The sequence below is a fragment of the Winogradskyella ouciana genome (genome assembly GCF_965284585.1).
GTDB classification, from domain to species: Bacteria; Bacteroidota; Bacteroidia; order Flavobacteriales; family Flavobacteriaceae; genus Winogradskyella; species Winogradskyella ouciana.
Window position 1 is genome coordinate 764,682 of record NZ_OZ260095.1, and the last position, 13,901, is coordinate 778,582.

The following is a 13,901-nucleotide window of genomic DNA, read 5'->3' on the forward strand; positions in this document are numbered from 1 at the left end:
TATTAAAAACTTACAAATATGTCTAAAAATAAAGAACCCACGATATACCGTGGGACTAGTTTACGGAAAACGCAATCCGCGGAATACCGTGACTACGGTTTTTTAATTCCAAGCTTTTTCATTCTATCTCTTAATGTGCTTGGTTTAATGTCTAAAATTTGAGCAGCGCCTTGGGACCCATCGATTTTCCAGTTACACTGCTCTAAAGTCTGTACTATATGCATTCTTTGTACGTCGTCCAAGCTAAGTGTTGCAGAATGTATAGGAGTAGGTTTTTCTGAAGACTTGAATCCTGGTACAAACAGGGTTTCTGTATTAGTCAATATAACAGCGCGCTCCACCAAGTTTTCCAATTCTCTAACATTACCAGGCCAATCATAGTTGTATAAGGCATGTCTTGTATCTTGAGGAATGTACTTGATTTTCTTATTGTATTTTTTGCAAAACTTGTCCACAAAATGTTCTATTAAAATAGGTATATCTTCTGGTCTTTGTCTAAGCGGTGGTATATTTATTGGGAATACATTAAGCCTAAAGTAGAGGTCTTCCCTAAATTTTTTCTTTTTAACCTCCTCATCTAAATTTCTGTTGGTGGCTGCAACTATTCTTATGTCTACTTTTTGTACTTTAGAACTACCTATTGGCTCTATTTCATGTTCTTGAATAGCGCGTAGTAATTTAGGCTGCATGTCTAGAGGCAATTCCCCAATTTCATCTAAGAATAATGTACCACCATCCGCTAGTTTAAATTTACCTTCTTTATCATTTAAAGCTCCCGTAAACGATCCTTTTTTATGGCCAAACAATTCACTCTCAATTAATTCTTTGGGTATTGCGGCACAGTTGATTTTTATCAGAGGCTTTGTATTCCTTTCACTAATATTATGAATAGCTCTAGCGATAAGTTCTTTCCCCGTACCAGATTCACCAAGAAGCAATACAGTAGCATCTGTATCTGCTACTTTTTCTACATCTGTAAGTACTTGGCTAAAGGCCGTACTGCCATAGACCATTTCTTCATAATTAAAGACCAGGTTTATTTCCTCTCTTAAATATACGTTTTGTTGCTCTAACTCCTTCTTTAGATTATTTAGATCAGTGTTCGCTACAGAGAGCTTTTTGTTTAATTCTACAAGCTCTTTCTGTATTTTTGTCCGTTCGGCATTTTCTATGGCCAATGACACTAAACCCGCAACAGTTGTAGCAAATTGTTCTTCTTCTGGTGTCCACTCCCTTATGTCATCTAAATGCTCAAAACATAGTACACCAAAAGGTTTCTTAAGGCCTTTAACAAAAACATCGAGCATGGAAGTGATACCAAACTTGTCTAAGTAACTATTTTTGTAATCATTATCAAAGTCACTATTTGCACAATCATTGATTTTTACAATTTTTTTATCGTACAGTTTTTTAAAATAGTTAGGATAGTTCTTTGTTTCGAGCTCTTCACTATTTTTAAATTCATCTCCTTGTAAATGATAAGCACTTAGACACTGTATTTGGGTCTCATCCTCATTAAATTTCCAAATACTAACTCGTTTTACTTCTAATGCTTGAGCCGCACTTGAGATTATGTTTTTTAAGACTTCATCAAAATCCTCACCTATTAGATTTACCAATTTGAGAATGACATTTTTTCTATTTAAAGCTCTCTCTGATTTATCCTTTAACTCATTCTGAAATTTTAGCCGCTCTGATATATCTACAAAAGTTGACACATAACCAATGGTTTTTTCTTGGCTATTGGTAATTTTTGCATTTGCTACCGCTGCCTCAAAACGGTCACCATTTGCCTTCTTAAATGTGAGTTGACTTTTATTGAAAACACCTTGCAGACCTAAACTTACGTATTTTCTGAAGGTTTTATAGTGCTCAGGTGGCCAATGAGGAAAAGGCTGTTTTGTACCCACAATTTCAGACTCTTTATACCCAGTCATATCAAGATAAGCCTTATTTACGCGTATACAAGTGAGGTCTGCATTTAATACTATAAGCCCTTCATGCATACTATCTAATACAGACTCAGAAAAGTTTTTGGACACCTGAAGCTGGTTCTCGGTATGCTTTAGTGCACTAATATCTAAAATTGAGGACTGCACAAAATCATCCCCTCCCAAATTGACCAATTGAAAGGTTGCCAATCCATAGGTGGTGTCACCATTTTTTTTAATCACTTCTAGCTCGTATGATTTGAGGATTTCCTGATCCGCTAAAAACGCCCTAATAGAATTTGCCTCGCTTAAACAAATAAGCTCTAAATCCTCGACAGCATGTCCTAAAACCTCTTCTTTTTTATAGCCTGTAAATTTTTCCCATGCTTCGTTAACGTCAACTAAGGTTCTATCACTCTTTTTTGCGAGGGTATGAGGCGTTGGGTTGTTATGAAATATTTTTGAGTAAATACTATTTTGATTAAAAACAGTATTAGAAGGGTTAGGGTTTTTGCCTGAGGCTTTATCGTTTTTCATATGACACAATACAAATATTCCGCCTTTAGGGTGGGCAGTTAAGAGGTTTCTTTAAAGTTGAGTCACACAAGAATACATCCAATATACAAAAAAATATTAGACAGTATAGTTATTAAAGAAAGATTGTATAACATCATTAATTTCAAATTTGTATATAACAAAAAAGCATCCCGATTTTCTTATTCAGAAAAAAGGAAAGCCTTTCATTGGTAAATACCCAATAAATTGGATTTCTACTAATACTCAGATGTTACTCTGAGCACAACACAACGTCTTTATATTGAAAAAGCTCCAATTTCTCAGAGCTTTTAAGCAATTTTTGCGGTCTGGACGGGACTCGAACCCGCGACCCCCTGCGTGACAGGCAGATATTCTAACCAGCTGAACTACCAGACCGTTGCATAATTGCGAGGGCAAATATACATTGCATTTTTAATTCCGCAAACAAAAAATTAAAAAAATAGAGATTTATTTACACAAATTTTTGCCGCTCTATCATATATGTGGTGAGTATCTGGTTAAAGCCCTTATTAATGTCCGCCTCAACATACTTTATTCTGTACTGTCCGCATTTCAATTTTAGGTTATCAAAGTAATCTTTTACAGCCTTTTCATAATTTTCCTTGATGTTATCCGGATACAAATTGATAAAATCACCTGTTTCCACATCTATAAAACGCTTAGGTCTATTGTCAAACTGAAAAGTCAATTCTTTAGCTTTATCATATATATGAAATAAAACCACTTCGTGCTTATTGTGTTTTAGATGTCTTAAAGCCTCAAACAACTTCTCATCGTCTTCAGAGGTCTGAAACATGTCCGTAAACAAAAATATCAAAGACCTGCGATGAATCTTCTCTGCTATCTGGTGCAAATAGGTATAGGTTTCGGTGGTTTTGGACTCTGGCTTAGCAACTACAGCTTCACCTAATTTGCTCAGCAACATTCTATGGTGCCGCTCGCTCCCTTTTTCAGGTGCGTAAAAATCATAAGTATCACTATAAATACTCAACCCAACCGCATCACGCTGTTTTTTTAGAATATGCATTAAGGATGCACTTGCCAATGCCGAAAATGCAATTTTATTGAGATTATCAATTGTTGTACCTGCTGATTCTGGATAGTGCATCGAAGTACTATTATCCACAATTAAGTGACAACGTAAATTGGTTTCCTCATCATAGCGCTTGGTGTACAAACGATCGGTTTTAGCATAGAGTTTCCAATCGATGTGTTTGGTACTTTCACCTTGATTATAAATCTTATGTTCAGCAAATTCTGCCGAAAATCCATGAAACGGACTTTTATGCATGCCAGCAATAAAACCCTCTACTACTTGCTTGGCGAGTAATTCTAGGTTTTTAAAACCGCCTGCTTTATTTAATTCTAATTGTAAATCCATAAGCCCATCCTAACCTTCCCAACCAGAAGGCATTATTTTAGCTTCGTGCTTCGTGCTTCGTGCTTCGTGCTTCGTGCTTCGTGCTTCGTGCTTCGTGCTTCGTGCTATACGCCTAAACTAAAAAAGGTTCGCCGCAATGGCAAACCTTTTATCATTTCTTTTAGAACTTATTTTAATATCGACTATAAAAGTGCATCGATAGCTTCTGAATAAGCGTTCTTTGGTGCAACACCTACTTGTCGTCCTACGACTTCACCATCTTTAAAAACCAATACTGTTGGTATGTTTCTTACTCCGTATTTAGCAGCAAATTCTTGATTTGCATCTACATCTACCTTACCAACTACGGCTTTTCCTTCGTACTCTGTACTAATCTCGTCAATGATTGGCCCAACCATACGGCAAGGTCCGCACCACGCTGCCCAAAAATCTACCATTACCGGTTTATCACTCTTTAATACTGTTTCTTCAAACGTTGCATCTGTTATTTCTAATGCCATAATATTTATTTTAATTGTATTCTACTTCGTTTACACAAAATTAGTCAAAAATTTTGCCAAACCTTACAATGGCAGTATTTCATTTGGTTATTGCCATATTGACGTAATAAATTCACCAAAAATTCTTAATTCAACTTATACCGAACATCCAACTCATGCAGCTCATTCAATAACTCTTGTGAAATCTTTACCTTATGTTTTCGGCTTGGCATATTCAACTTTAATTTTTCAGATTGGTCATACACCACAAAATTGAGATTATGATTGCCTATATGCATACCAAGTAAGTCTTGTAAGTTTGAAACCGTGTCTTTTTCCAAATCATCAATATTCAATTGTATGGACAACTTTTTTGCATAGGCATCCATAACATCGTGCAACAACTGAAAGTTATTAAACTGAATCCTTGGCTCTCCTTTTTGTCCCGTTTCTCTGTTCATCCAACCTTCCTTTACATAGGCGCGTACATAAACAAAGGAATTCTGTACCAAGAAATGCCTGAACTTTAAATAGTCCTCACCAAAAATCCTAAAGTCGTAACTATCCGTATAATCTTCAATCGTAAAAATCGCCCAACCCTTACCTTGCTTACTCACACGATGCTGTACTTCGGTAACCACACCACCAAATGTAATTTCTCGATTTACTACGGATTGTAAATCATTGAATACCGAAATATTACCGTTGCAAAATGTTTTCATTTCAATTTTAAAATCATCCAACGGATGACCGGAAATATAAATACCAACTACTTCCTTTTCGCGCGATAGTTTTTCCATCGTTCCCCAATCTTCACAAGGTGGCACTTGTGGTTCTGCAATCTGTACATCACTAGCTTCCCCAAACAAACTCACTTGTGCCGAGTTTTCATTTTCCTGATGTTTGGCACCATACTTTACCGCTTTTTCTAAAAAGGTAATGCCATCTCCATCATGGGCAAAATATTGTGCTCTATGTGTATCTTCAAAACAATCAAAACCACCAGCATTGGCTAAACCTTCAAAGGCTTTTTTGTTGGCAGCTCGCAAATCGATACGCTTTGCCAAATCGAAAATAGATTTATAATTTCCGTCTTTTTTACGGTTTTCCACAATAGTTTTTACAGCTCCATGACCTACACCTTTTATGGCTCCCATACCGAACCGTACCGCATTGTCCTTATTTACTGAAAATTTATAGAAACTCTCGTTGACACTTGGTCCAAGTACTGGTAGTCGCATCCGCTTACACTCTTCCATAAAGAAGGTTACGGATTTAATATCGTTCATATTATTAGAAAGCACCGCAGCCATATATTCTGCTGGATAATGAGCTTTCAGATAAGCCGTTTGGTAGGCAATCCAAGCGTAACATGTACTATGCGATTTGTTGAAGGCATAACTTGCAAAGGCTTCCCAATCCTTCCAGATTTTTTCGAGCTTGTCCTTATCCATCCCTTTAGCAGCAGCTTGCTCGATAAATTTTGGTTTCATTTTATCAAGTACCGCTTTCTGCTTTTTACCCATCGCTTTTCTCAAAACATCGGCTTCACCTTTGGTAAAGTCCGCCAATTTTTGGGACAACAACATCACTTGCTCTTGATACACTGTAATACCATAGGTTTCCTTTAGGTATTCTTCCATTTCAGGCAAATCGTAAATAATTTCCTCTTTACCGTGTTTACGATTAATAAAACTCGGAATATATTCCATCGGACCAGGGCGATACAGCGCGTTCATGGCAATTAAATCATCAAAAACCGTAGGCTTTAGATGCTTCATGTGCTTTTGCATGCCTGGCGATTCATACTGAAAAATCCCAACCGTTTCTCCACGCTGGAAGAGTTCGTAGGTCTTTTCATCATCAAGTGGAAAGCTATCTGGATCAAGGTCTATATTGTGCTTTGCCTTTACAATTTTAACCGTATCCTTTATTAAGGTCAGTGTTTTTAGACCCAAGAAATCCATCTTCAGCAAGCCAGCACTTTCAACCACAGAGTTATCGAACTGCGTGACGTACAAATCGGAATCTTTTGCTACTGAAACAGGCACATAATTGGTAATATCACCAGGTGTAATGATGACTCCACAAGCGTGAATTCCCGTATTTCTTACCGAACCTTCTAAGATACGAGCTTGGTTAACAGTTTCAGCCTGTAAATCCTCTCCATCTGAAATGTTGAGCAGCTGATTGACTTTCTCTAAATCCTCTGAACGGAATTTGCTCGCCAATTCTTTTTCACTTTTGCCAAAAATCTTTCCGAGTTTAGACATATTCGGAATCAGTTTCGCAATATGGTCGGCTTCATTCAAAGGTAAATCCAGTACACGCGCTGTATCTCTAATGGACGACTTTGCAGCCATAGTACCATAGGTGATAATCTGTGCCACCTGATTGGCGCCATATTTATCGATCACATATTGCATCACTCTACCACGACCTTCATCATCAAAATCGATATCAATATCTGGCATGCTCACACGATCTGGATTCAGGAAACGCTCAAAAAGTAAATCGTACTTTATTGGGTCTATATTGGTAATCCACAGGCAATATGCAACCACCGAACCTGCTGCAGAACCACGACCTGGCCCAACGGAAACGTCCATTTTTCGAGCTTCGCGAATAAAATCTTCAACAATCAAAAAATAGCCTGGATAACCTGTATTTTCGATAACGCTTAACTCAAAGTCGAGACGTTCTTTGATTTCTGGCGTAATCTCTCCGTAGCGTTTTTTTGCACCTTCATAAGTGAGGTGTTTTAGATAGGCATTTTCACCACGTTTACCACCATCGGCTTCATCTTCTTCAAACTTGAATTCATCTGGAATATCAAAAGCAGGCAACAATACATCACGTGCCAATTCATAAGGCTCAATCTTATCCACCACCTCTTGAATGTTAACAATCGCTTCAGGAACATCCCGAAACAAGGCCTTCATTTCTTCCGAAGACTTAAAATAATACTCTTGATTCGGCAGACCATAACGATAACCACGACCACGACCGATTGGTGTCGCTTGTTTTTCGCCATCTTTTACGCACAATAGAATGTCGTGTGCATTGGCATTTTCTTGCTCAACATAATAGGTGTTGTTGGTGGCTACCAATTTTACATCGTGCTTTTGCGCGAACTGAATCAAAACCGGATTCACCCGATTTTCATCTTCTTGATTGTGACGCATCAACTCGATATACAAATCATCTTGAAAGGTATCCTTCCACCACAGTAAGGCTTCTTCAGCTTGGTTTTCGCCAATATTCAACACTTTGCTTGGTACTTCACCATAAAGGTTTCCTGTGAGACAGATTAAATCTTCTTTGTATTGCTCAATCAGTTTTTTGTCGATTCGTGGCACATAGTAGAAGCCATCCGTAAATGCGGCTGAAGATAGTTTCGCCAGATTGTGATATCCTTTTTTGCTTTTTGCCAACAACACGATCTGGTAACCGTTGTCTTTTCGGGTTTTATCTAAATGATTCTCACATACAAAAAACTCACAACCAATTATTGGTTTTATAATATGCCCTTTTTTCTCTTCTCCCGCCTCTTCAGCTTCAGCATGTTGTGCTTTTATTGCTTTATTATGATTGGAAACTGCACTAACAAAATGAAATGCACCCATCATATTTCCGTGGTCGGTCAATGCCACGGCTGGCATATTTTCCTTTGCTGCAGCATCCACCAAATCCTTAATGCTTATGGTGGATTGTAAAATCGAAAACTGCGAATGGTTATGCAGATGCACAAAATCCACATCTGCCAATTGTTTCGCAGCTTCTTTATTGGTTTGGGTTGGGACAACTTCAGATTGCTCTTTTTGAAGCCTTGCGTTGATTTTAGCACTTTCCTTTTTAAGGTTGATGTGCTTTAAACCAATCAGCTGAATTTCATTTGGGTTTTCTTCAGAAAACTTTTCGAAATAATCTGGTTGAACGTCGAGCTGTTCTTTTGTGTATTGCTTCAATCGAATAAGTTCCAAAAAGCAACGTGTGGTTGCCTCAACATCGGCTGTGGCGTTGTGCGCTTCAGCAAATGGTTTGTTGAATAGGAATTCATGCAATTCCGTCAAGGTTGGTAATTTGAATTTCCCGTAACGACCACCAGGAATTTTACACAGTTCGGCTGTGTGCTCTGTACACGTGTCCAAAACCGGAAGCTCTTGTAACTGATTTGCCACATCTTCTCTGACAAACTCCGCACCCATAATATTCAAATCGAATCCAACATTTTGCCCGACCACAAATTTGGTTTTAGCTAAAGCGGTATTGAATTTTTCCAGAACCTCAGCCAATGACACACCTTTTTCTGCTGCCAATTCAGTGGAAATACCGTGGATTTTTTCAGCATCATAAGGAATGTTGAAACCTTCTGGTTTTATCAAATAATCCTGATGCTCAATACAATTACCCATCGCGTCATGCAACTGCCATGCAATCTGGATGGCTCTTGGCCAATTGTCCGTATCAGTGATTGGCGCGTCCCAGCGTTTTGGTAATCCTGTGGTTTCGGTGTCGAATATTAAGTACATGCTCTAGAGTTCAAAAAAGTTTAGAGTATAAAGTTCAAAGTTTTCTTCTCGCTAAGGCGCAGAGGCGCGAAGAGGGAAACTATACTTTATTCTTTTGTCAATGATAACCTAAATGTCATGCTGAGCGCAGTCGAAGCACTTGTAAACTAAGAATTAAAAAGCGTTTCGACTACTCTGAACGTGACAGAAAGTTAGCCCATAAAATTACATAGAATTTGTACTTTTTTAAAGTGAAGTTATTATGAGTTTTGAACATTAAAAAACCACACCAAATGGTGTGGTTTTTAATTCAGTTAATCTTTAATTTTAGGACAATACGACCTCAAAATTTTTCGCTTTAGCAACAGTTGCTTCAATAGCATTTCGCTGCTCTCTTAGAATATTAGTTATAGACATTGGCATAGTTCCTTCATTTAGAATTTCATTATATTCCTCTAAACTAGATTTTTCGCCTCTTATGGTTTCTTCTAAGATGGCATCTTCATTATTTGTTGAAAATGCTGTCTTTAAAGACATCCATGTTCTATGTAATTCGCCAGTAATGTTCCCTGAGTTCTCTGGAATCTCTCCATTGTCCCAAACTTCACTTCTTAATTCTTTTACAAATCTGGCACGTTCCTCTGCTCTATTCTTGAAAAAATTCTTCACTTCGCTATTTTCTACTTTATCAATGGCCATCTCATAACCATCTTTAGCATTCATATTTTTTTCAATTAACTCGTTTAATTTATCTGTAATTTCTGTTTCGTACTTCATAATCTTTCTCATTTTAAAATTTTCGATACTTAATTTTTTTAGATGCGTATCGTTTAACATCTTATAATAAAAAAAAGAGCTGTTGATTATAACAACCCTTTTGTTATGGTTGATCTTTTATTAGGATACAATTTCTTCATGAACCTTCTCTGTATTGATAGCTGCTTGAATAGCATTTTTATGCTTAATCAATAAACTATCTATCGAAGGCGGTAGGTTACGTTCTTCTAACAAGTCGTTATACGACTTCAAACTTTCCTTTTCGCCTTTTATGGCTTCTTCTAGTATAGCTTCTTCGTTGTTAGAACTGAAGAGTGATTTTAGGCTCATCCAGTTTCTATGAACTGTACCTTTAAAACTACCTGAATCTTTAGGGTCTTCACCATATCTTAAGATTTCTGTTCTCAATTCTTTGGCAAACTCACTTCGCTCAGATGCTCTTCTTTTAAAGAACATTTTAAGCCTATCGCTATCAACATTATCGATGGCGTTGAGATAGCCTTTCTCGGCATCATAATTCTTTACTAATAATTCATTTAATTTATTTGAAATTTCTTCTGAAAATGTCATAATTGGTTTGTTGTTTTTAAGTTTCAATATCTTCTTTATAGGATGCGTATTGTTAACATCTCAACACTATGTAGTATAAACAAAAAAGTAGGAAAAATCCAACAATTTAACATCTTTAACAAAGACTTAGCTTTATTTAACAAAAAAAGCATCACTCTCTCGAGTAATGCTTCCTGTTATTAGTTTTTTTTTGGCTACCTAAGCTTGTAAATAATCTGGTGTGCCGTCCGCATCAGAATCTAAAGCATCCACAGGATTGCCGTCAGAATTAGGGTCAGCGTTCTCATTAATCGTTAATATGGTATCTCCATCATCATCATCGTCTAAATAATCCTCAACACCATTACCATCGGTATCGCCTGTTTCAAAATTGGTAAATATGCCATCTCCATCATCGTCATTGTCTAAATAATTCACATCTCCATCACCATCAGTATCTATTGGATTACCATCAGCATCTACTGCTTCGTCTATGGTTAAAACTCCATCTCCATCATCGTCATTATCCAAGTAGTTTGGTGTACCGTCACCATCGATATCATCATTTTCTAAATCACCATCACCATTAAAGTCTTCGAAAGCATTTGGCACTCCATCTGAGTCATCATCAGCACAGTCTAGATTGTCGATTTCCGCCTGAATAGATCCATCTGTATCCCCACAAAATTGAATCTGCTCCTGAAGGTAAAATATATATTGAGCACAATTCTCATCAAAATTACCAATTGTTGCTGTATTGTATTGGTTTTCGGCTTCTATCCTATTATCTGTTGCCTGCGAACAACTAATTTGACAACTTCCTAAAGCATCGATCATTGCTTGTATAGACCCATCTGCATCTCCGCAAAAGTTGCGTTGAGTTGTTAAAGCCTCACTATAGGCATTACAAGCCGCTTCAAATTCTGCGCTACTCACAAACTCTAAACTAGAATCGAATGTCGCCTGGTAAACCAATAAAGCCGTATCAGCTGCCATTTCAGTGTCTGTACACGTCATAGGGTTTGTGGGTATTGTGCCAGATATTAAAGGAACTTTATAAAAAATTCCATTGGTGTAACCTACAGAGTTTAAACCTGAAGCATCAAAAGCCAAAAATCTAAATGTCCCAGTAAATGTTGCGTTTGCGATATCTATTTCTTCTATTACAATTTCACCTAATTCCGGATATATAGAAACGCTAGGGTCTGGTCTATTATTAGTAGAAAATATTGTGCCAAAACCATCAATATATTCAGCCTCTATAGCATTAACATTTCCAACGACATAGGTTCCTTCTGAAACAGAAGGCGTTCTGAGATTTACCGTTTCAATATTATTAGTGCCTGTAATCGTTAAGAAACCATTGGCATCAATACTAGCTGAGAATGCCTTAGCTCTCCAAAGCTCATTTGCACGATCACCTTGAAAAGCAGGTGTATTAAATTGTACTTCGTCACCACAGCTTAATACCGTTAAGAAAATAAGAGATAAGAGGATTAGTTTTTTCATTGTTTAAATACTAATTTATCTTTGTTTCAAATATAACGAAACAAGAGTTTCAAAAGTATAATATTTTTTTATTCTGAGCTCATCTTGGATTGGTCTTTAGGTCAAAGTAATAATCTTTCAGTTAAAGTGGTTAAAAGCCTTGTAAATTAAAAAAATACACTATCTTTGCGCCCTCATTAATAACAGAGGTCGAGAACCTCACTAATTAATTATTATGCCTGTAAAAATTAGATTACAAAGACACGGTAAGAAAGGAAAACCTTATTACTGGATCGTAGCTGCGGATTCTCGCGCTAAAAGAGATGGTAAATACCTAGAAAAATTAGGTGCTTACAACCCAAACACAAATCCTGCAACTATAGAATTAGATGTTGACGGAGCTGTAAAATGGTTACAGAATGGTGCACAACCAACTGACACTGCAAAAGCAATTTTGTCTTACAAAGGTGCGATGCTTAAAAAGCATTTAGCTGTTGGTGTTAGAAAAGGAGCACTTACTGAAGAGCAAGCTGAAGAAAAATTCAACGCTTGGTTGGAAGAAAAAACTGCTAAAATTGAAGCTAAAGCTGAAGGATTGTCTAAAGCAGAAGCTGATGCAAGAGCTAAAGCACTTGAGGCAGAAAAAGCTGTAAACGAAGCACGTATTGCAGCAGCTGAACCAGTTGTTGAAGAAGAAGTAGCTGAAGAAACTGAAGCTGCAACAGAAGAAGCAACGGCTTCTAACGAAGAAGAATAAAGAATTTATTTTTTATACTTTTAAACCCAGATCATTATGGTCTGGGTTTTTTGTGCAAAGAACTTTCTTATGCATAATCTAAAATTTTAATAAAAAAAAGACCCTGAAATAAATTCAGGGTGACAAATCAATACTTGGTCTTGAAAAAAGAAGATTGTTTTTATTTAGGTAAGATTGTAAAGAAGTACAGCTTTAAAGGGGAGCTATTGGCTAAACTAGATACGGATGAACCTGACCTTTACGATAATTTAGATGCCATTTTTATTGACTTAAGAGGAAACCTAGTGCCTTTTTTTATCGAATCTTCCCAATTACACAAGTCGGATTTGCTTCGACTTAAATTTGAGGAAGTAGACACTGAAGCTGATGCCGATGCCTTGCTTAAGTCCGAGCTTTACCTACCTCTTGATTTACTCCCAAAATTGGAAGGAGATAAATTTTACTTTCATGAAGTCATTGGTTTTACTATTAAAGATAAAAACTTTGGTGAAGTGGGTATTATTAAAGCCATTAACGATTCTACGGCTCAAGCGCTTTTTGAAATAGATAGAGATGGTGTTGAAATTCTAATTCCGATGAATGATGAATTTATAGTTACAGTTGACAGGAAAAATAAAACCATTGAAGTTGATACACCTCAGGGGTTGATTGAATTGTATATAAGCCCATCCTAAATCCTTCCCTGAGGGAAGGACTTTCACTCCTATGAATAAGCCATTTCAGTTCAAACAATTTACAGTCAATCAAGACCAATGTGCCATGAAAATTGGCACCGATGGAGTATTACTTGGAGCTTGGACATCTGTTGACCATAATCCATTTAACGTATTGGACATTGGTGCTGGCACAGGAATATTAAGTCTTATGATAGCGCAGCGAAGTAATGCTGAGCAAATTGAAGCGATTGAAATTGATGATGACGCATTTGAGCAATGCGCAGAGAATTTTGAAAACTCACCATGGAACGACCGTCTGTTTTGTTTCCACGCTTCATTATTAGAATATATTGAAGCCGTGGATGAAAAATTTGACCTTATCATCTGTAATCCACCATTCTACTCAGAAGATTACAAAACCGAAGACAAAGCAAGGAACTTAGCTCGATTTAGTGACGCTATGCCTATGGAACATATCATCTTTGCTATAATAAATTTTTTATCGGAAAACGGTATATTTTCAATTGTTATTCCTCATAAAATGGAGAACACATTTATTGAAGAAGCTAGCCTTATAGGTCTTTTTCCCAATCGTATTTTAAGGGTAAAAGGCAATCCAAACTCAGAAATAAAACGAAGTTTGATTGAGTTTAGCTATTCAGAAACTGCAACAAAAATATCAGAACTAATCATAGAAACTGAGCGCCATCAATACACAGAAGACTATATCAACCTTACCAAAGATTTTTACCTGAAAATGTAGTTCTCTTATTGGGCAATGAAAACGATTTCGTTACATTTGACCTTCAATAGA

At 36.9% G+C, this 13,901-nt stretch carries 10 protein-coding genes and 1 tRNA gene; 3 read left to right on the forward strand and 8 right to left on the reverse strand.

From position 1 onward, the window contains the following. Window positions 1-92: 92 nt before the first annotated feature. The 8 genes from ACQ65V_RS03440 to ACQ65V_RS03475 all read right to left on the reverse strand — a co-directional run bounded on the left by ACQ65V_RS03440 (window position 93) and on the right by ACQ65V_RS03475 (window position 11,695). Window positions 93-2,468 (reverse strand): sigma 54-interacting transcriptional regulator, encoded by a 2,376-nt coding sequence (locus tag ACQ65V_RS03440; protein WP_430466882.1) that lies wholly within the window; start codon window positions 2,466-2,468, stop codon window positions 93-95. A 322-nt stretch (window positions 2,469-2,790) separates the two neighbouring features. Beyond that, window positions 2,791-2,864 (reverse strand) — tRNA-Asp (locus tag ACQ65V_RS03445). Window positions 2,865-2,940: 76 nt separating this feature from the next. After that, entirely contained in the window at window positions 2,941-3,870 is a 930-nt protein-coding gene (locus ACQ65V_RS03450; protein WP_273291564.1) for a DUF58 domain-containing protein, read from the reverse strand. 182 nt (window positions 3,871-4,052) lie between these two features. After that, on the reverse strand, window positions 4,053-4,370 hold the full coding sequence (trxA, locus tag ACQ65V_RS03455; protein ID WP_155088173.1) for a thioredoxin: 318 nt from the start codon (window positions 4,368-4,370) through the stop codon (window positions 4,053-4,055). A gap of 125 nt (window positions 4,371-4,495) precedes the next feature. Beyond that, window positions 4,496-8,881 (reverse strand): DNA polymerase III subunit alpha, encoded by a 4,386-nt coding sequence (dnaE, locus tag ACQ65V_RS03460; protein ID WP_430466883.1) that lies wholly within the window; start codon window positions 8,879-8,881, stop codon window positions 4,496-4,498. Window positions 8,882-9,187: 306 nt separating this feature from the next. Beyond that, window positions 9,188-9,637, reverse strand: a complete 450-nt coding sequence (locus ACQ65V_RS03465) for a ferritin-like domain-containing protein (protein WP_430466884.1) — start codon at window positions 9,635-9,637, stop codon at window positions 9,188-9,190. Window positions 9,638-9,757: 120 nt separating this feature from the next. Continuing rightward, window positions 9,758-10,207 carry a ferritin-like domain-containing protein gene (locus ACQ65V_RS03470; protein ID WP_430466885.1) on the reverse strand — a complete coding sequence of 150 codons (450 nt, stop codon included), beginning with the start codon at window positions 10,205-10,207 and terminating at the stop codon, window positions 9,758-9,760. 198 nt (window positions 10,208-10,405) lie between these two features. Further along, window positions 10,406-11,695, reverse strand: a complete 1,290-nt coding sequence (locus ACQ65V_RS03475) for a DUF6252 family protein (protein WP_430466886.1) — start codon at window positions 11,693-11,695, stop codon at window positions 10,406-10,408. A 214-nt stretch (window positions 11,696-11,909) separates the two neighbouring features. Here ACQ65V_RS03475 and ACQ65V_RS03480 point away from each other — a divergent pair, with 214 nt between their 5' ends. From ACQ65V_RS03480 to ACQ65V_RS03490, 3 genes are all read left to right on the forward strand, one after another. Next, window positions 11,910-12,431 carry a 30S ribosomal protein S16 gene (locus ACQ65V_RS03480; protein ID WP_273291556.1) on the forward strand — a complete coding sequence of 174 codons (522 nt, stop codon included), beginning with the start codon at window positions 11,910-11,912 and terminating at the stop codon, window positions 12,429-12,431. A 140-nt stretch (window positions 12,432-12,571) separates the two neighbouring features. Beyond that, window positions 12,572-13,105, forward strand: a complete 534-nt coding sequence (gene rimM / locus ACQ65V_RS03485; RefSeq protein WP_430466887.1) for a ribosome maturation factor RimM — start codon at window positions 12,572-12,574, stop codon at window positions 13,103-13,105. A gap of 31 nt (window positions 13,106-13,136) precedes the next feature. Continuing rightward, entirely contained in the window at window positions 13,137-13,850 is a 714-nt protein-coding gene (locus ACQ65V_RS03490; protein ID WP_430466888.1) for a tRNA1(Val) (adenine(37)-N6)-methyltransferase, read from the forward strand. The last annotated feature ends 51 nt before the right edge of the window (window positions 13,851-13,901 follow it).

Coding starts and splice junctions, on each gene's coding strand:
- ACQ65V_RS03440 (WP_430466882.1), bottom strand. CDS start 2,468: ATGAAAAACGATAAAGCCTCAGGCAAAAACCCTAACCCTTCTAATACT.
- ACQ65V_RS03450 (WP_273291564.1), bottom strand. CDS start 3,870: ATGGATTTACAATTAGAATTAAATAAAGCAGGCGGTTTTAAAAACCTA.
- trxA (WP_155088173.1), bottom strand. CDS start 4,370: ATGGCATTAGAAATAACAGATGCAACGTTTGAAGAAACAGTATTAAAG.
- dnaE (WP_430466883.1), bottom strand. CDS start 8,881: ATGTACTTAATATTCGACACCGAAACCACAGGATTACCAAAACGCTGG.
- ACQ65V_RS03465 (WP_430466884.1), bottom strand. CDS start 9,637: ATGAAGTACGAAACAGAAATTACAGATAAATTAAACGAGTTAATTGAA.
- ACQ65V_RS03470 (WP_430466885.1), bottom strand. CDS start 10,207: ATGACATTTTCAGAAGAAATTTCAAATAAATTAAATGAATTATTAGTA.
- ACQ65V_RS03475 (WP_430466886.1), bottom strand. CDS start 11,695: ATGAAAAAACTAATCCTCTTATCTCTTATTTTCTTAACGGTATTAAGC.
- ACQ65V_RS03480 (WP_273291556.1), top strand. CDS start 11,910: ATGCCTGTAAAAATTAGATTACAAAGACACGGTAAGAAAGGAAAACCT.
- ACQ65V_RS03490 (WP_430466888.1), top strand. CDS start 13,137: ATGAATAAGCCATTTCAGTTCAAACAATTTACAGTCAATCAAGACCAA.